Consider the following 18274-nt stretch of genomic DNA (forward strand, 5'->3'; position numbering starts at 1 on the left):
GACGTCGCACGGTGCCGTGACATCCGGCACAAAATAAACCTCTCACCTCACAACCGACTTCCGTAACGCCTTGTCCGTTTGGCAGTCTTACGCACATAGGGGGACGTCCTCCCCGCGAGGACGGATCGGAGGGCCGTACGAAAATGCTGACGACAGACACCGCGGATCCGCGGCTCAACTGGGGAGCCGGCGAAGCACCCGCTCCACCGGTACTGCGCCACCGGCGCGACGGGATCCTGCCGGCGGTCGCCGCCGCACTGTCCGTCAAGGACGAGGTCCTCACCTGCACCGGCGTCAAGGCCGACCAGCCGCCCCCGCTGCACCCGCTCGTCCAGGACTTCCTCGACACCCTCCCCGTCGCCCAGCGTGAGCGCTTCACCGGGCGATGTCCCGAGCCGGTGCTGCTGTCCCGCCACCTCACCACCGTCGACGGCGCCCGCAGCAAGCGCGCCTCGCGCAAGCCGCTCACCGCCGGCGAGGCCCGCAAGGCCCTCAAGGGCGCCAAGCTCACCGCCCGCCGCATACGTGAGGACGGCGACCCCGCCCACGGCACCTACGCCCCGCCCTGCCGCTCCTGCGAGGCGCTGCTCGCGCACTTCGGCGTCCGCGCCTTCGACCCTGGAACCGACGCCGAATGAACTCGACCACCCGTTTCCCCGCCGGCGTCGACGCGGCCCTGCGCGCAGCCGGCTGGCAGCCCGGCCGCTGGGACATCCGGCAGGCCGAGGTCTGGGCCGACACACTCCGCGCCTACGCCTCCCCCGGTGGCCACCGCCACAGCGTCTTCCCCGCCGCGGTCGAGGCCTGGGCCGAGTTCGGCGGCCTCACCGTGCCCGCCGTCGCCGCCTCCGGCCGCCACGTCGCGCCCAGCACGGTCCGCGTGGACCCGCTCCACGGGCTCCACTTCGCACGCACCCTCGGCGATCTGGGCAGCGCGCTCGACACGGAGGTGGCGCCGCTGGGGGAGGAGTCGGCGGGCCACGGGCAGCTCGCGATCGACGCGGAGGGGCGCGTCTACTGCGTCGACCACACGGGCGACTACTACCTGGGCGCCGGCATCGACGAGGCGTTGGGCACCCTCACGACGGGCTCGCGCCCCCACCGCCTCACGACGTGACCGCCGGGCGGGCCGGCCCCCGCCCTCCCATCCGCAGCCCGCGTCCTTGCGCCCGAAGGGCGCGAGCCGAACCCGTACGCGACAGCAGACGTCACGCGGGCAGCATCGCCGAGACGCGGAACCCGCCCTCATGGGTCGTGCCGGCGGCGAACCCCCCGCCCAGCGCGGTGACCCGCTCCTTCATGCCGACCAGCCCGTTGCCCCCGCTGGGCAGCACAAGCGCCGGCGCCCCGCCGGAGGGCCCGTTCTGCACCAGGACCGCGACCTCCGCATCGCGGTAGGCCAGACGGATGCGGGCCCGCGCGCCGGGCGCGTGTTTGTGGACGTTCGTGAGCGCTTCCTGCACGACGCGGTAGACCGTCGCCTCGACCCGCGCCGCCAGCGGACGCTCCTGTCCCTCCACCGTGAGCTCGACGTCCATCCCGGCGGCCCGCGACTCGTCGAGCAGCCCGGTGAGCTCGGCCAGGCACGGCCCCTGCTCGTCCTCCGGCTCGGCGTCCCCGGCCGCGGCCGGACCCGGCGGGTGCGCAATCGTTTCCGCAGCGACCGCCACACCGACCACCGCATCCACGTCCGCACCCGCACCCGCCGCCGCCCGCGCCGCCGTCACCGGCTCCGTCCGCAGGACGCCGAGCATCTCGCGCAGTTCGTTGAGCGCCTGCCGCCCCATGTCCCCGAGGAGCTGCGCGCTGGCGGAGGCCTTCTCGGGGTCCTTGACGGCGATCGCCTGGAGTGCTGCCGCGTGCACGACCATGAGGCTCACCCGGTGCGCGACGACGTCGTGCATCTCGCGCGCGATCCGCGTGCGCTCCTCCATGCGGGCGCGCTCCGCGGAGCTCGTGGCCGTCTCGGCCAGCAGCGACAGTTCCCGCTCCAGGCCGTCCGCCCGTTCCCGCAGGCTCTCCACCAGCCGGCGGCGGGCGCCGACGTACAGGCCCAGCAACACCGGCGGCGCGGTGACGCCGACCGCGGCGAGCACCGAGGTGAGCGCGACCACGGCCAGTGGCGCGTGGTAGGCCGCGCCGCCGAGGTCACCGTGCATCTCCAGGAAGGTGACGATCAGCATGCCGAGCATGGTCATCCCGGACAGCACCGCGATGATCCGCCGCGGTACGTCGGAGGCGGCCAGACTGTAGAGGCCCACGATGCTCAGCAGGATGCCCATCTGGGCCGGCGTGACGGCGATGGAGACCAGGACCACCAGGACCGGCCAGCGCCTGCGGAGCACCAGCACCGAGCCGACCAGGAGGCCGAACAGACCCGTGACGACCGGCGAGACCCCGGTCTTCTCCGCGAAGGCGGCGCCCTCGAGGAGGCATTCCACGGCCGAGACGAAGGCCAGGGACACGTCGAGCGCCATGCTGCGCCGCCTGGGCCACCACCACGGCCCGGCGGCCACCCGGCTTCGTCCGCCGGCCCCGTCCGGTACGTACTCCCCCGTCGTACTCATACGGACCAGCCTAGACGCGCCGGTGTCCGCCTGGCGGTCAGCCCGGTTCCGGCACGCGGCCCCGACCTATCCTTGTGCCGTCGGACAGCGCGGTCCGGACAATGCCGCCGACCATTCCACTGCACTAGGAGCCGCACCTGTGAGCAGCGCCGACAACACCACCGGCAGCGCCCCCCTCCGCGCGGACATCCGCCGTCTGGGAGACCTCCTCGGCGGGACGCTCGTACGGCAGGAGGGCCCGGAACTCCTCGATCTGGTCGAGAGGGTGCGGGCGCTGACCCGCAGCGACGGCGAGGCCGCCGCCGCCCTGCTCGGCGAGACCGATCTGGAGACCGCGGCCAAGCTGGTACGGGCGTTCTCCACCTACTTCCACCTGGCGAACGTCACCGAACAGGTACACCGCGGCCGTGAGCTGCGGTCCCGCCGGGCGGCCGACGGCGGGCTGCTGGCCCGTACCGCCGACCTGCTCAAGGACGCCGACCCGGAGCACCTGCGCCAGACGGTGCGCCACCTCAACGTGCGTCCCGTGTTCACCGCCCACCCCACCGAGGCGGCCCGGCGCAGCGTGCTGAACAAGCTGCGGGTTATCGCCGCCCTGCTGGAGGAGTCCGGCGCGGCGGGCGGGGACCGCCGCCGCAGCGACCTGCGTCTGGCGGAGAACATCGACCTGCTCTGGCAGACCGACGAGCTGCGCGTCGTACGCCCCGAACCCGCCGACGAGGCGCGCAACGCCATCTACTACCTGGACGAGCTGCACGCGGGCGCGGTCGGCGACGTACTGGAGGACCTGGCGGTCGAGCTGGAGCGGATCGGCGTGCCGCTGCCCGCGAAGACCCGTCCGCTGACCTTCGGCACCTGGATCGGCGGCGACCGGGACGGCAACCCCAACGTCACCCCGCAGGTCACCTGGGACGTGCTGATCCTGCAGCACGAGCACGGCATCACCGACGCCCTGGAGCTGGTCGACGACCTGCGCGCGGCGCTGTCGAACTCGATCCGCAACTCCGGCGCCTCGCCCGAGCTGCTGGCCGGCCTGGAGCAGGACCTGCAGCGCCTGCCGGAGATCAGCCCCCGCTACAAGCGGCTGAACGCCGAGGAGCCCTACCGCCTCAAGGCCACCTGCATCCGGCAGAAGCTGCTCAACACCCGGGAGCGGCTGGCGAGCGGCACGCCGCACGTGCCCGGGCGCGACTACCTCGGCACCGGCGGCCTCCTGGCCGACCTGCGTCTGCTGCAGGACTCGCTGCGCGCCAACCGCGGTGAGCTGATCGCCGACGGCCGGCTGGACCGCACCATCCGCACGCTCGCCGCCTTCGGCCTGCAGCTGGCCACCATGGACGTCCGCGAGCACGCCGACGCCCACCACCACGCCCTCGGCCAGCTCTTCGACCGGCTGGGCGAGGAGTCCTGGCGGTACGCGGACATGCCGCGGGACTACCGGCGCAGGCTGCTCGCCAAGGAGCTGCGCTCGCGGCGTCCGCTGGCGCCGTCCCCGGCGCCGCTGGACGCGGCGGGGGCGAAGACGCTGGGCGTCTTCCACACCGTGCGGGAGGCCTTCGACCGCTTCGGACCGGAGGTCATCGAGTCGTACATCATCTCGATGTGCCTGGGCTCGGACGACGTCTTCGCGGCGGCGGTGCTGGCCCGCGAGGCGGGGCTGATCGATCTGCACGCGGGGATCGCCAAGATCGGCATCGTGCCGCTGCTGGAGACCACCGACGAGCTGAGGGTCGCCGACCGGCTGCTCGACGAGATGCTCTCCGACCCCTCCTACCGCAAGCTCGTCTCGCTCCGCGGCGACGTGCAGGAGGTCATGCTCGGCTACAGCGACAGCTCCAAGTTCGGCGGCATCACCACCTCGCAGTGGGAGATCCACCGGGCGCAGCGCAGCCTGCGCGACGTGGCGCACCGCCACGGGGTGCGGCTGCGGCTGTTCCACGGCCGCGGCGGCACGGTCGGCCGGGGCGGCGGCCCGACGCACGACGCGATCCTGGCGCAGCCGTGGGGCACGCTGGAGGGCGAGATCAAGGTGACCGAGCAGGGCGAGGTCATCTCCGACAAGTACCTGATCCCGTCCCTGGCGAGGGAGAACCTGGAGCTGACGGTCGCGGCCACGCTGCAGGCCTCGGCGCTGCACACCGCGCCCCGCCAGTCCGAGGAGGCGCTGTCCCGCTGGGACGCGGCCATGGACGTGGTCTCCGACGCCGCGCACCGCGCGTACCGGCGGCTGGTGGAGGACCCGGACCTGCCCGCGTACTTCTTCGCCTCCACCCCCGTGGACCAGCTGGCCGAGCTGCACCTGGGCTCCCGCCCCTCGCGCCGCCCGGACAGCGGGGCGGGCCTGGACGGGCTGCGGGCCATCCCGTGGGTGTTCGGCTGGACGCAGTCGCGGCAGATCGTGCCGGGCTGGTTCGGCGTCGGCTCGGGCCTGAGGGCCGCCCGTGAGGCGGGCCGGGAGGCGGACATCGCCGAGGCGTACGAGCAGTGGCACTTCTTCCGGAACTTCCTGTCCAACGTCGAGATGACGCTGGCCAAGACGGACCTGCGGATCGCCGGGCACTACGTCCGCACCCTGGTGCCCGGCGAGCTCAAGCACGTCTTCGAGGTCATCAAGGCCGAGCACGAGCTGACGGTCGCCGAGGTGCTGCGGATCACCGGTGAGGCGGACCTGCTGGACGCGCAGCCGGTGCTCCAGCAGACCTTCCGGATCCGGGACGCCTACCTCGACCCGATCTCCTACCTGCAGGTGGCTCTCCTGCACCGGCAGCGCGAGGCCGCCGGCCGCGGCGAGGAGCCCGACCCGCTGCTCGCCCGCGCACTGCTGCTGACGGTCAACGGCGTGGCGGCGGGCCTGCGCAACACCGGCTGACCGCCCGTCGCGGAAGAGCAGGACGAGGGCGGTGCTCCCCGCGGGGAGCACCGCCCTCGTCCCGTGCGCGGAGCGGGGCCGACGTCAGTTCTTGCGGTGGCCGATCAGCCGGGGCCTGGGCTCGAGGCCGGACAGGCCGTTCCAGGAGAGGTTCACCAGGTGCGCGGCGACCTCCGCCTTCTTGGGCTTCTGGGCGTCCAGCCACCACTGCCCGGTGAGCGCGACCATCCCGACCAGCGCCTGGGCGTAGAGAGGGGCGAGCTTGGGGTCGAAGCCGCGCTGCTTGAACTCCATGCCCAGGATGTCCTCCACCTGCGTGGCGATGTCGCTGATCAGCGAGGCGAAGGTGCCGGTCGACTGCGCGACCGGCGAGTCCCGTACGAGGATCCGGAAGCCGTCGGTGTACTGCTCGATGTAGTCCAGCAGCGCGAAGGCGGCCTGTTCCAGCAGTTCGCGGGGGTGACCACCGGTGAGGGCACCGGTGACCATGTCCAGCAGGCACCGCATCTCGCGGTCCACGACGACGGCGTAGAGGCCCTCCTTGCCACCGAAGTGCTCGTAGACGACGGGCTTGGAGACGCCCGCCTTGTGCGCGATCTCCTCGACGGAGGTGCCCTCGAATCCGCGTTCGGCGAAGAGCGTGCGCCCCACGTCGAGGAGTTGCTCGCGGCGCTCCTTGCCCGTCATGCGCACCCGCCGGGCACGCCGCGAGGGCGTACCGTCTTTGGCCCTGCTGCTACTGCTGCCGTCGCTCACCCGTCAATCATGCCGCTTCGCTGACGCTCTCCTTGCGGCGGGCCGCGATCCGGTCAGCGGTCGGCCACCGTACGTCACTGGCCCAACCGAGCATCTCGAACCAGCGGATGACGCGGGCGCTGGAGTCGATCTGGCCGCGGAGCACACCGTGCCGGGCGGAGGTGGGGTCGGCGTGGTGGAGGTTGTGCCAGGACTCGCCGCAGGACAGCACGGCCAGCCACCAGACGTTGCCGGACTTGTCGCGGGAGCGGAAGGGGCGCTTGCCGACCGCGTGGCAGATCGAGTTGATCGACCAGGTGACGTGGTGCAGCAGGGCCACGCGGACCAGGGAGCCCCAGAAGAAGGCGGTGGCGGCGCCGGTCCACGACATCGTCGCCAGGCCGCCGATCAGTGGCGGGAGCAGCAGCGAGATGGCCGTCCAGAGCCAGAAGTCACGGCTGATCCGGCGGATCGCGGGGTCCTTGATGAGGTCCGGGGCGTACTTGTGCTGAGGGGTCTGCTCCTCGTCGAACATCCAGCCCATGTGGGCCCACCACAGGCCCTTGAGCAGGGCGGGGACGGTCTCGCCGTACCGCCAGGGGCTGTGCGGGTCACCCTCGGCGTCGGAGAACTTGTGATGCCTGCGGTGGTCGGCGACCCAGCGCACGATCGGCCCTTCGACGGCCATCGAGCCGGCGACGGCCAGGGCGATCTTCAGCGGGCGGTTGGCCTTGAACGAGCCGTGGGTGAAGTGACGGTGGAAGCCGATGGTGATGCCGTGACAGCCGAGGAAGTACATCCCGACCATCAGGCCGAGGTCGAGCCAGCTCAGTCCCCATCCCCACGCCAGCGGGATCGCCGCGAGGAGGGCGAGGAAGGGGATGCCGATGAAGAGTCCGAGGGTGATCTGCTCGAGTGACTGCTTCTTGTCACCACCGAGGGTGGCGCGGGGAGGCGGGGCCCCGTCGCCGGCCCCGGGTTCCGGGGACTCGGTGATCACGTCGGTCTGTGTGGTCATGGTGGTCCCTCAATGAAGGTCGGAGGCTACGCCACCGTAACTTACGGCCTCGTAAGTATGGCAGGGCCGAGTGACGGCGGAACAGAGCACGCGTGTCGGCGAGAACACGGCTCTTGACACATGTACCCAGGTTTGCGGAGGGGAAGTGCCGATCTTTGTCGTCGCATTGGAGGCGGTCGGTGCGGCATAGTGGTGGAGGCCAGACGGGTACCCTGACCGGATGTCCTGTTCGGCCGGGGTTTCCTTCCGCTGTGGTGTAACGGCAGCACTGAGGGTTTTGGTCCCTTAAGTCCGGGTTCGAATCCTGGCAGCGGAGCACTGACCGAAGGGTCGCGGCAGCCGTCGCGACCCTTCCGCGTTCACCCGCCCGAAACGCCCCGGTATCCTTCGCGTGACTGTCACCCCACGCCGAGGAGCCCGTTCCGTGAGCGCCCACCGCCCGGCCGCCGTCATCGTCCTTGCCGCGGGTGAGGGCACCCGCATGAAGTCGGCGACCCCGAAAGTCCTGCACTCGATCAGCGGCCGGTCCCTGGTCGGACACGTCGTGGCCGCGGCCCGCGCCCTGGATCCCGAGCACCTGCTGGTCGTGGTCGGCCACGCCCGCGAACAGGTGACCGGTCACCTGGCCGAGACCGACGCCGCGGTCCGCACCGCCGTGCAGTACGAGCAGAACGGCACCGGTCACGCGGTCCGGGCCGGCCTGGCGGAACTCCCGGAGCTGACCGGCACGGTGGTGATCACCGCGGGCGACACCCCGCTGCTCACCCCGGACACCCTGCGCGCGCTGGTCGAGGCCCACGCGGCCGACGGCAACGCCGTCACCGTGCTGACCGCCGAGGTGCCCGACCCGACCGGCTACGGCCGTATCGTGCGCGGCGAGGACGGCTCGGTGCTGGCGATCGTCGAGCAGAAGGACGCCACCGACGAGCAGCGGGCGCTGCGCGAGATCAACTCCGGGGTGTTCGCCTTCGACGCGCGACTGCTGGCGGAGGCACTGGCCAAGGTGACCACCGACAACGCCCAGGGCGAGGAGTACCTCACCGACACCCTCGGCATCCTGCGCGAGGCCGGCCACCGCGTCGGCGCCTCCGTCGCCGAGGACCACCGCGAGATCGCCGGCATCAACAACCGCGTGCAGCTCGCCGAGGCCCGCCGCATCCTCAACGACCGCCTCCTGCGCAGGGCGATGCTGGAAGGTGCGACGATCATGGACCCGGCGTCGACCTGGGTGGACGTCACGGTGGAGTTCGAGCCCGACACCCTCGTACTGCCGAACACCCAGTTGTACGGCGCGACCCGGCTCGCCGCGGGCGCGGAGGTCGGCCCCAACTGCACGCTGACCGACACCCTGGTCGGCCCCGGCGCCACGGTGAGCAACACCGTGGCCGTCGGCGCGGAGATCGGCGAGGCCGCCTCGGCCGGCCCGTACGCCTACCTGCGTCCGGGCACCAGGCTCGGCGCCAAGGCGAAGGCCGGCACCTACGTCGAGATGAAGAACGCCACCGTCGGCGAGGGCACCAAGGTGCCGCACCTGTCCTACGTCGGAGACGCGACGATCGGCGAGTACACGAACATCGGCGCCGCCAGCGTCTTCGTCAACTACGACGGGCAGGCCAAGCATCACACCACGATCGGCTCCCACTGCCGCACCGGCTCCGACAACATGTTCGTGGCACCCGTCACAGTCGGGGACGGCGCCTACACCGCCGCGGGCTCCGTGATCACCAAGGACGTGCCGGCCGGTTCGCTCGCCGTCGCACGCGGCCAGCAGCGCAACATCGAGGGCTGGGTGGCCAGGAAGCGGCCCGGCAGCGCCGCGGCCCACGCCGCCGAACAGGCCCAGCAGGCCGCGCCGGAGGCCTGACCGGCGAGGCAGCCATGGGGAGTGGCCTTCCCCACGTGCGCGGTCGCGCCGGGCAACGCGTACCGTGTGAGGTGCACACAATTCCGCCAGCTCCCTGACCGAAGGCGAAGCTGCGTTGAACACCAAGGAGACGGTGCAGTGACCGGGATCAAGACGACCGGTGAGAAGAAGCTGATGCTCTTCTCCGGCCGCGCACACCCCGAGCTCGCGGAGGAGGTGGCACGTGAGCTGGGCGTCAACCTTGTGCCGACGAAGGCCTTCGACTTCGCGAACGGTGAGATCTACGTCCGCTTCGAGGAATCGGCGCGCGGCTCGGACGCTTTCGTCATCCAGAGCCACACCGCTCCCATCAACAAGTGGATCATGGAACAGCTGATCATGATCGACGCGCTGAAGCGGGCCTCCGCCAAGCGCATCACCGTGGTCGTGCCGTTCTACGGTTACGCCCGCCAGGACAAGAAGCACCGCGGCCGCGAGCCGATCTCGGCCCGCCTCGTCGCCGATCTGATGAAGACCGCGGGCGCCGACCGGATCCTCACCGTCGACCTGCACACCGACCAGATCCAGGGCTTCTTCGACGGCCCGGTGGACCACCTGTTCGCGCTGCCGATACTGGCGGACTACGTGGGCGCGAAGGTCGACCGCTCGAAGCTGACCGTCGTCTCCCCCGACGCCGGCCGGGTGCGCGTGGCCGACCGCTGGTGCGACCGCCTGGGCGCGCCGCTGGCGATCGTCCACAAGCGGCGCGACCCGGACGTCGCCAACCAGGTCACCGTGCACGAGGTGGTCGGTGACGTGCGCGGCCGCATCTGCGTCCTGGTGGACGACATGATCGACACCGGTGGCACCATCTGCGCCGCGGCGGACGCCCTGTTCGCCAACGGCGCCGAGGACGTCATCGTGACCGCCACCCACGGCGTCCTGTCCGGCCCGGCCGCGGACCGGCTGAAGAACTCCAAGGTGAGCGAGTTCGTCTTCACCGACACCCTGCCGACGCCGGGTGAGCTGGCCCTCGACAAGATCACGGTGCTGTCGATCGCGCCGACGATCGCCAACGCGGTCCGCGAGGTCTTCGAGGACGGTTCCGTGACGAGCCTGTTCGAGGACGCGCACTGATCGATTTCCGGGGCGGCCTCCCCGCCGGGTAGACTCAGCGAGTTGCTCGGCGAGGGAGGCCGTCCGCGTTTGCGCGGCACACTCCGTTATCGACGCGCTCCTCGTAAGTGGAACGGCCCGTCGTGGGCCGGGCGACCGACCTGAGTCCCGTCGTCATCACGAGGAGTGTGATCCCCATGTCCGAGGTGAAGATCTCCGCGCAGCTGCGCACCGAGTTCGGCAAGGGCGCCGCCCGCCGCATCCGCCGCTCGCACCAGGTTCCCGGTGTCATCTACGGCCACGGCCAGGACCCCAAGCACGTCGCCCTGCCGGGGCACGAGCTGCTCCTCGCCCTGCGTACCCCCAACGTCCTGATCAGCCTGGACATCGAGGGTGACGGCACCGAGCTGGTCATCCCCAAGGCCGTGCAGCGCGACCCGCTGAAGGGCTTCCTGGAGCACGTCGACCTGCTCGCCGTCAAGCGCGGCGAGAAGGTCACCGTCGAGGTCGTGGTCAGCACCGAGGGCGAGCTCGCCCCGGGCGGCAACCTGCTGGAGCATGTGCTCAACGCGCTGCCGGTCGAGGCCGAGGCGACCCACATCCCCGACGGCGTCACTGTCTCCATCGAGGGCCTGGAGGCCGGTACCTCCGTCCTCGCCAAGGACATCCCGCTCCCCAAGGGCACCACCCTGGCCGTCGACGAGGACACCGTCGTCCTGCAGGTCGTCGCGGCCCAGGCCGAGGCTCCCGCCGAGGGCGAGGCCGCCGAGGGCGAGGCCGCCGAGGCCGCCGGCGAGTAAGTACGGCAGCACGCGGTTCCCGGCCGCCGCCCCGCTCCGCGAGGAGCGGGGCGGCGGTCCTGTTGAATGGACGCCATGAGCATGAGCGCAGCGGAAAGCGCCCCCGAGGGACCCTGGCTGGTGGCCGGCCTGGGCAACCCCGGACCGGAATACGCCGGCAACCGGCACAACATCGGCTTCATGGTCGCCGACCTGCTCGCCGAGCGGATCGGCGGGCGCTTCAAGACCCACAAGAGCCGGTCCCAGGTCGTCGAGGGACGCGTCGGCGGCCGCCGCGTCGTGCTGGCCAAGCCGATGACGTACATGAACCTTTCCGGCGGCCCGGTTACGGCGCTGCGCGACTTCTACAAGGTGCCGCTCGGCAACATCATCGCGGTGCACGACGAGTTGGACATCGACTACGCCACCCTGCGCCTGAAGAAGGGCGGCGGCGACAACGGCCACAACGGCCTGAAGTCGATCACCAAGTCCCTCGGCCCCGATTACCTGCGCGTGCGCTGCGGTATCGGGCGCCCGCCGGGGCGGATGCAGGTCGCGGACTTCGTCCTCAAGGACTTCTCCGCCGCCGAGCGCAAGGAACTGGAGTGGTTCGTGGACCGGGCCGCTGACGCTGTCGAGTCGCTCATCTGCGACGGGCTGGAGCGGGCGCAGGGCACCTACAACGGTTGACTGGCGAAAGGTTGACCGAGCGCCACGCAATGGCCAAGGATCGCCCGCATGGTCAAACGGAGTCTCGCCCGCCGCACCGCCGAGAGCGCCTGGGGGCTGCTGCTGGTCGGCCGTATCGTCCTGCTGAGCGCGCTGATCCTGGTCATGCTGGCGGCCGGGGTGTGGACCTCGTGGAAGACAGCCCAGCACGTCATGCTCACCAAGGGCCGCGAGCAGGGCACGATGACGGTCTCCGCCTGTGGCGGCGACACCTGCACCGGGCCCTTCGTGCCCAAGGGCCTCGGCTCCGTGCGCGGGAAGGTGACGATCGACAAGGCGGTCACCCACCGCACCGGCGAGCGGATACCGGTCGCGGTGAAGCCCGGCACCGACGCCGTGGTGCGCACCGGACTCGCCGGTGTGCTGCACGCCTGGATCCCGCTGGGCGGTGCCCTGCTCCTCGTATCCCTGGTCCTGGCCGGAGGTCTGCGCCGGCCGCGCACCGCCTGGACCGCCGCCCTGGCCGGTGCGGCGCTCCTGGGGGCGGCCTTCCTCACCCTGTGAAGGCGCGTGGCGCTATCGTTACCCCGGATCTATGGGGCAGTCGTGACGCTCCGGGACCAATGGGACAGGTGTTTCTTGACGTGGGGCGGAAGGCCGTTGGAATCTGGCCACCTCCCCCCGCATTCCGTCATTCACTCCCTCAGGTGGTACGCCCATGCGCGCCCTCACTACGGCGTGCGCGGCGACGGTGGCCCTGGCAGCGTCCGTGCTGCTCGCTCCCGCCGCGCTCGCGCACAACGCCCCCGGCGACAACGGCAATGTGAAGATCCACGACGCGAAGACCGGCGAGGAGCTCCACAAGAACGAGCCGCACGTCTGCACCTTCTACCTCGACGGTTTCCGCTTCGACGGTGCCCAGCAGGCCGACTGGCACATCGAGCGGTGGTCGCCGACCGACGGGGACAAGGGCGAGACGGTGAAGTCCGGCTCGCTGACCCTCGACGGTTCGGGCCACGAGCGCACACAGGACATCGCCCTCCCCGACGGCCACTACAAGCTCTTCTGGAACTTCGACGAGGAGCACGGCCGGGCCAAGCACAAGGTCTTCTGGGTCGACTGCGCCGACAACGGCGGGGAGAACGGCGGCGGGGAGAACGGCGGCGAGCAGAACGGCGGCACCGGGACGCAGCCCTCCGGCTCCGCGTCGCCGTCCGCCTCGCAGTCGCCCGCCGGTTCCGCCTCGCCGTCCGCCTCCGCTCCGGAGTCCGGTGAGCAGCCGAACGGCTCGGCCTCCGCGACCGCGGCCCCGTCCGCCACGGACTCCGGCACGGAGGCCGGCGGGCTGGCCGAAACCGGCGCGCAGGTCGGTGGCATCACCGTCGGCGCGCTGCTGCTGGTGGGCGCGGGTGCCGTGCTGGTGACGCGCCGCCGGGGTGTCAGGCGGGATCGACGGACTCCAGGAACTCCAGTCGGTTGCCGAACGGGTCGTCGGTGCAGAAGCGGCGGTGGCCCGGCAGGTCACCGTTCCAGACGACCGCGGCGCCACGGGACTCCAGCCGGTCCGCGTAGGCCTCGATGCCGCTGACCCGTAAACCCGGATGAGCCTTCCGCGCGGGGCGGAAGTCCTCCTCCACGCCGATGTGCAGCTGGACCGGGCCCGCGGCGAACCAGCAGCCGCCCCGGGCGGCGAGTACCGGCGGCTTGGGGACCTCACTCATCCCCAGGACCCCCGCGTAGAAGGCGCGCAGGATCTCCTCGGAGCCGGGCGGGGCGGCGAGCTGGACGTGGTCGAGGGCGGTGATCAACGGGATCACCCCGCCTTCCGCGCGACGGCGAAGATCCGCCGGAAGGGGAAGACGGTGCCGTGCGGCCCCGCCGGATAGGCCTTGCGCAGCAGGTCGCGGTACTGGCCGAGGAACTCCCCGGCGGCTTCCGGGTCGCCCTCCAGGGCGGTCAGCACGGGGCGAAGCGCCGTTCCCTTGGTCCATTCGAGCACCGCGTCCTCGCCCTGCAGGAGCTGTACGTAGGTGGTCTCCCAGACGTCGACGTCCACCTCGACCTCGGGGATCTCGATGAGGCGCTCCAGGTAGTCGGGGGGCTGCAGGATGTGGACGTAGCGGCGGCCGTGGCCGTCGCCGAGGCGGTCGCGCCAGGCCGGGGAGTCGCAGAGGTCGCCGAGCAGTGCGTGACTGGGCGAGGTGAAGTTGCCGGGGACCTGGAAGGCGAGGACGCCGCCGGGGGCGAGGTGCTCGACCCAGAGGGGGAAGCGGTCGGCGTGGCCCTCGACCCACTGCAGGGCGGCGTTGGAGATGATCAGGTCGTAGGTGCCGTCGGGGATCCAGTGGGCGGCGTCGGCGGCGCGGAAGGTGAGGCTGCCGCCCCCGGCGGTGGGGCCCTCGTGGGCCCGGGCGGCCTCCAGCATCTCGGCGGAGCTGTCCAGACCGGTGATCCGGGCGCCGGGCCAGCGCTGCGCGAGCAGGGCGGTCACGTTGCCGGGACCGCAGCCGACGTCCGCGATCCGCGGGCTCGCGCCGGGCAGCTCCGGTATCCGGGTCAGCAGGTCGTGGAAGGGGCGGGTGCGGTGGGTGGAGTGGCGGAGGTACTGCTGGGGATCCCAGGCTGCTGCTGGCATGTGTTCGAACTCCCTGGCGAGAGATGGTTCTCTTCCTGCCGCCGACATTGCCCACAAGGTTCCAGAGCTAATCTCTTGACGTCAAGAGACTTCACGTCGACACAACCACTACACTGATCTCCATGGAGGACGAGGTCGATCGGCTGGTCGCTGCGTGGCGCAGGGAGCGCCCTGACCTCGACGTCGAACCACTCGAGGTGCTCAGCCGGGTCAGCAGGCTGGCGAGACACCTGGACCGGGCCCGTCGGCTGGCGTTCTCCGAGCACGGCCTGGAGCCCTGGGAGTTCGACGTCCTCACCTCCCTGCGCCGCGCGGGCGCGCCCTACCAGCTCTCCCCCGGGCAACTGCTGACCCAGACACTGGTCACCTCGGGGACGATGACCAACCGGATCGACCGGCTCGCCAAGAAGGGGCTCGTGGAGCGACTGCCCGACCCCTCGGACCGGCGCGGCGTCCTCGTACGGCTCACCCCGGAGGGACGGGACCGGGCGGACCAGGCCCTGGCGGGCCTGCTGACCCAGGAGCGAGCCATCCTCGGCGAGCTCTCCAGCCGCCAGCGGGGAGAACTCGCGAACTTGCTCCGACAGTTGACCGCGCCCTTCGACAACGTGCCCGGCTGACGTCGATTACCCGGCGTAACCTCCAGGGAATGATCACAAACGACCACGCTCCGCCACCGGTTGCGTACACAAAGTGGCGCACTTAGCGTGATGTCCGTGAACGCCGCTTAAAGGCTCAAATGGCCACTTTTGCGGCTGCCGGCGCACCACATTCCGACAACGTCAAGTGGAAGGCAGTCGGGGCGCGTCCGGCTTCCATTTCCCTGGACCCCGCCGGGTCCCGCTCCACCTTGGAGATGCAGATGACTCTGCACACCCGCGCAAGCAAGATAGCCGCAACCGCGGTGACCGGCGCCTTGGCCGGCACCCTCGCCATCGGCACCATGGGCACCGCCTTCGCCACCGACGGCCGGCCTGCCGCCGGGGTGCCTGCCCCTCCTGGTCCGGACGGCCAAAGTGAACTCGTTTCCCCTTCGGAGCGCCTTCGGGACCTGTCCCGTGAAGTAGCGGTGAAGTCCGCACGCTCCCCCAACGCGGCCCTGTTCCAGGGCCGCGTCGTCGCCCGTACGGGTCTGCGCGTCCGCAGCGGACCGGGCGTCCAATTCCCCAGCGTCGGCGTCATCCCCTTCAACGCCCTGGTGGCCATCGTCTGCAAGTCCGTGGGCAGCACCATCGCCGGCAACCCGCGCTGGTACCAGCTCAGCGGCAACTACTGGGCCTGGTCCTCGGCCCGCTTCGTCGCCAACGTCGGCCCGGCGCCTGGCTGGTGCAGCGGCACCGGCGGGATCGGCGGCGTCGGCGGCGTCGGCGGCGTCGGCGGCGTCGGCGGCGTCGGCGGCGGCGTCGGCGGCATCGGCGGCGTCGGCGGCATCGGCGGGGTCGGAGGCATCGGCGTCCCCGGCTTCGTCGGCGGGATCGGCGGGATCGGCGGCGTCTTCTGCCGCAACAACGGGCGCGGCGGCCGTGAGCACGGCCGCGGCGACGAACGCTTCAACGGCGTGGAGGACCCGTTCCGCGAGGACAACCGCGCCGAGGAGCCCCTGAACAGCGTCGCCCTCGCCAAGCGCAGCGACGGCCCCGGCGGCGGCCGTGGTGGCGTCGGCGGTCCCGGCTTCGTGGGCGGTGTCGGTGGCGTCGGCGGTCCCGGCTTCGTGGGCGGTGTCGGTGGCGTCGGCGGTCCCGGCTTCGTGGGCGGTGTCGGTGGCGTCGGCGGTCCCGGCTTCGTGGGCGGTGTCGGTGGCGTCGGCGGTATCGCCGGACCCGGCCTCGTCGGCGGTGTTGGCGGTATCGGTGGCGCCGGCTTCGTCGGTGCTCCCGGTAGCGTCGGCGGTATCGCCGGCCCCGGTTTCATCGGTGCGCCTGGCTTCGTCGGCGGCCCCGGCTTCAACTGCCGCGGCAACGGCCGCGGCGGCAACCAGGGGGGCAACCACGGGGGCAACCACGGGGGCAACGGCCGCGGCGGGAATGACAGCGACCCTTTCGACGACCGCGGTGACAACCGCGGCGACCCCTTCGACGGCCGCGGTGACAACGGCCGCGGCGGCAACAACCACGCCGACAACTCCCGCACTGGCAACAACCGTGCCGACACAGGCCGCACCGACAACAACCACGCCGACACAGGCCGCACCGACACAGGCCGCACCGACAACAACCACGCCGACACAGGCCGCACCGACACAGGCCGCACCGACACAGGCCGCACCGACAACAACCGCACCGACAACAACCGTGCCGACAGCAAGCGCGACCCGTTCGACGGCCTCAATGACCGCGGTCAGGAGAACGGTCAGCGCGACCGTCCCAATGACCGTGACACCAGCCGCTCGGCGCCGGCCACCGGCGTCGGCGGTGAATAACCGCGGGTATCCGCGGTGACCCGGCGGGTCGCTCTCCCCGGTCGCGGGGAGGGCGATCCGCCGCGCGCCGTACCGTCAGGCGTGCTGGACAGGGGCCGCCGAACCCACGCGGCCGCCCTCGCCGTCCACCGGGGGCACCCCGGCCCGCCGGGCCAGTGCCACGGCGGCCAGCGTCGAGTGCACGCCCAGCTTGCCAAGTACGTTCTGCATGTGGGTGCGGACCGTGTGCGGTGACAGGTACAGCCGCTCGGCGACCGCCTTGCGGCCCAGGCCCGCCACCATGCAGCGCAGCACCTCCTGCTCGCGCGGGGTGAGCGACTCCACGAGCCGCTCACTCTCCGTCCGGTGCCGGCGCGCGGCGGTCAACTCCCGCAGCACGCCGGTGAGCAGGGCCGGCGGCAGATGTGTCTCGTCGCGCAGGACGCCACGCATCACGGCCAGCAGCCGGGACAGCGAGCAGTCCTTTGCGACCCAGCCGGAGGCACCCGCCTGTAGCGCCCGGGCGGCGCGGCGCGCGTCGTCGCGCTCGGCGAGCACGACCGTCCGGGTGGCGGGGTGTTCGGACCGTACACGCTCCACCAGGGCGATGCCGTCCAGTCCGGCGGCGCCGCCGTCGGCCGCGCCCAGGGGGGCGGCCTTGGGCGTACCCATCATCCGGACCCCCATGGCGGAGGTCGTCCCGAGGTCGGCGTCGACCAGCAGTACGTCGTAGCGGCGGCCGTCGGAGGCCGCGCGTTCCAGGCAGCGCTGGGCGGCCGCCCCGCTCCCCGCGGCCGAGACGTCGACATCGGGTTCGGCCGCGAGGGCGGCCGCGAGCGATTCGGCGAAGATGCGGTGGTCGTCGACGACGAGAACGCGGATTCGTCCCACGGGCCCCACTCCCGGCATTCGGCACTTCCCCCCACGGATGAGGTCGATGTGCACGGAGGTCCGGCACCTGGAGCGGACGCCGCACGCCGCCGGGCTAGCAGCCGTCCCCAACCAGGTGCCGAACCCTTGTGTCTCGCCCCCTGATGCCGCCGGCCCCCACCGGCGCTGCCAAAAAGCGTAGGGGCAGGAAGAGACAAAGGCGCCCGAATGGAAAAACTTGCGGGACGAAGTTCCCCCTGAACGTGCCAGGCTGTGACCCATGGTGCGGTTTTCCACAGCGGTGGACGAACAACGGCGCGCGGAGCTTCGGCAGCGGCTGCGGGCTTCCAACACAGCGGTGTCGCCGGTGCTGGCATCGATGCGCGCCACGGACGCGGACCGGGAACTCGGCGTCGACGTCCACGCTCTGGACGAGGGTGGAGCCTGGCCGGCGGTCTCGCCGGCCACACCTGGGCCCGCTGGCTCCACATCGACCTGCTCTGGGTCGCGGAGTCCGCCCGCGGCAGGGGTGTGGGCGGCGAACTGGTCCGCCGGGCCGAGGCCATCGGACGCGACCGCGGCTGCCTCCATGCCCGTGTCAGCACCTGGGACTTCCAGGCGCCGAGGTTCTACGAGGGCCTGGGGTACAGGGTCGTCGCCGCGGTACCCGACTATCCGCCGGGAGTCACCGACTTCCTGTTGACCAAGCGCCTCACCGACGGCGGTTGAGCCCCCACCGCGCCACGCACGGCCCCGCGGGGCCGGACACAACCTT

General features: G+C 71.6%; 17 protein-coding genes and 1 tRNA gene. 12 read left to right on the plus strand and 6 right to left on the minus strand.

Annotated elements, in window-relative coordinates; genetic code table 11:
* Positions 1-143 precede the first annotated feature (143 nt).
* Together ACRWNP_RS19130 and ACRWNP_RS19135 are read left to right on the plus strand one after the other, a co-directional pair.
* Complete coding sequence (locus ACRWNP_RS19130) at positions 144-638, plus strand: YwqJ-related putative deaminase (RefSeq protein ID WP_431962869.1); 495 nt, start codon at positions 144-146, stop codon at positions 636-638.
* Entirely contained in the window at positions 635-1117 is a 483-nt protein-coding gene (locus tag ACRWNP_RS19135) for an SUKH-3 domain-containing protein (RefSeq protein WP_431962871.1), read from the plus strand. Before ACRWNP_RS19130 ends, ACRWNP_RS19135 begins: the two co-directional genes overlap by 4 nt.
* A gap of 91 nt (positions 1118-1208) precedes the next feature.
* Here the strand turns inward: ACRWNP_RS19135 and ACRWNP_RS19140 are convergent, their stop codons facing one another.
* Positions 1209-2567, minus strand: coding sequence for a sensor histidine kinase (locus ACRWNP_RS19140; protein ID WP_431962873.1), 1359 nt, complete (start codon positions 2565-2567; stop codon positions 1209-1211).
* A gap of 139 nt (positions 2568-2706) precedes the next feature.
* On the opposite strand from ACRWNP_RS19140, the gene ppc reads away from it, so the two are divergent.
* Positions 2707-5436, plus strand: a complete 2730-nt coding sequence (gene ppc, locus ACRWNP_RS19145; protein WP_431962875.1) for a phosphoenolpyruvate carboxylase — start codon at positions 2707-2709, stop codon at positions 5434-5436.
* Between the two features lie 84 nt (positions 5437-5520).
* On the opposite strand, the gene ACRWNP_RS19150 is transcribed toward ppc, so the two are convergent.
* Both ACRWNP_RS19150 and ACRWNP_RS19155 read right to left on the minus strand, forming a co-directional pair.
* The gene (locus ACRWNP_RS19150) at positions 5521-6123 is read right to left on the minus strand and encodes a TetR family transcriptional regulator (protein WP_431962910.1); all 603 of its coding nucleotides are present in this window, start codon (positions 6121-6123) and stop codon (positions 5521-5523) included.
* Between the two features lie 76 nt (positions 6124-6199).
* The gene (locus ACRWNP_RS19155) at positions 6200-7189 is read right to left on the minus strand and encodes an acyl-CoA desaturase (RefSeq protein WP_431962877.1); all 990 of its coding nucleotides are present in this window, start codon (positions 7187-7189) and stop codon (positions 6200-6202) included.
* A 245-nt stretch (positions 7190-7434) separates the two neighbouring features.
* Between ACRWNP_RS19155 and ACRWNP_RS19160 the strand changes: the two genes are divergently transcribed.
* The 6 genes from ACRWNP_RS19160 (at position 7435) to ACRWNP_RS19185 (ending at position 12160) form a co-directional block, all read left to right on the plus strand.
* Positions 7435-7505 (plus strand) — tRNA-Gln (locus ACRWNP_RS19160).
* Between the two features lie 108 nt (positions 7506-7613).
* Positions 7614-9053: a bifunctional UDP-N-acetylglucosamine diphosphorylase/glucosamine-1-phosphate N-acetyltransferase GlmU gene (gene glmU / locus ACRWNP_RS19165; protein ID WP_431962879.1), complete on the plus strand. Its 1440-nt coding sequence runs from the start codon at positions 7614-7616 to the stop codon at positions 9051-9053.
* Positions 9054-9191: 138 nt separating this feature from the next.
* A complete protein-coding gene (locus tag ACRWNP_RS19170) occupies positions 9192-10169 on the plus strand; it encodes a ribose-phosphate diphosphokinase (protein ID WP_431962881.1) in 978 nt (325 codons plus the stop codon).
* Positions 10170-10345: 176 nt separating this feature from the next.
* Positions 10346-10948 (plus strand): 50S ribosomal protein L25/general stress protein Ctc, encoded by a 603-nt coding sequence (locus ACRWNP_RS19175; protein WP_431962883.1) that lies wholly within the window; start codon positions 10346-10348, stop codon positions 10946-10948.
* Between the two features lie 81 nt (positions 10949-11029).
* Positions 11030-11617, plus strand: coding sequence for an aminoacyl-tRNA hydrolase (pth, locus tag ACRWNP_RS19180; RefSeq protein WP_431962885.1), 588 nt, complete (start codon positions 11030-11032; stop codon positions 11615-11617).
* Between the two features lie 48 nt (positions 11618-11665).
* Positions 11666-12160: a hypothetical protein gene (locus ACRWNP_RS19185; protein WP_431962887.1), complete on the plus strand. Its 495-nt coding sequence runs from the start codon at positions 11666-11668 to the stop codon at positions 12158-12160.
* 875 nt (positions 12161-13035) lie between these two features.
* On the opposite strand, the gene ACRWNP_RS19190 is transcribed toward ACRWNP_RS19185, so the two are convergent.
* On the minus strand, positions 13036-13404 hold the full coding sequence (locus ACRWNP_RS19190) for a VOC family protein (protein ID WP_431962912.1): 369 nt from the start codon (positions 13402-13404) through the stop codon (positions 13036-13038).
* A 5-nt stretch (positions 13405-13409) separates the two neighbouring features.
* Complete coding sequence (locus tag ACRWNP_RS19195) at positions 13410-14231, minus strand: trans-aconitate 2-methyltransferase (protein ID WP_431962889.1); 822 nt, start codon at positions 14229-14231, stop codon at positions 13410-13412.
* A 122-nt stretch (positions 14232-14353) separates the two neighbouring features.
* On the opposite strand from ACRWNP_RS19195, the gene ACRWNP_RS19200 reads away from it, so the two are divergent.
* Together ACRWNP_RS19200 and ACRWNP_RS19205 are read left to right on the plus strand one after the other, a co-directional pair.
* Positions 14354-14851, plus strand: coding sequence for a MarR family winged helix-turn-helix transcriptional regulator (locus ACRWNP_RS19200; protein ID WP_431962890.1), 498 nt, complete (start codon positions 14354-14356; stop codon positions 14849-14851).
* Between the two features lie 242 nt (positions 14852-15093).
* Positions 15094-16650: an SH3 domain-containing protein gene (locus tag ACRWNP_RS19205; protein ID WP_431962892.1), complete on the plus strand. Its 1557-nt coding sequence runs from the start codon at positions 15094-15096 to the stop codon at positions 16648-16650.
* Positions 16651-16725: 75 nt separating this feature from the next.
* On the opposite strand, the gene ACRWNP_RS19210 is transcribed toward ACRWNP_RS19205, so the two are convergent.
* Positions 16726-17538, minus strand: a complete 813-nt coding sequence (locus ACRWNP_RS19210; protein ID WP_431962894.1) for a response regulator transcription factor — start codon at positions 17536-17538, stop codon at positions 16726-16728.
* 234 nt (positions 17539-17772) lie between these two features.
* Here ACRWNP_RS19210 and ACRWNP_RS19215 point away from each other — a divergent pair, with 234 nt between their 5' ends.
* Entirely contained in the window at positions 17773-18228 is a 456-nt protein-coding gene (locus tag ACRWNP_RS19215; protein ID WP_431962896.1) for a GNAT family N-acetyltransferase, read from the plus strand.
* The last annotated feature ends 46 nt before the right edge of the window (positions 18229-18274 follow it).

The organism is Actinacidiphila sp. bgisy160 (assembly GCF_965342435.1).
GTDB lineage: Bacteria > Actinomycetota > Actinomycetes > Streptomycetales > Streptomycetaceae > Actinacidiphila.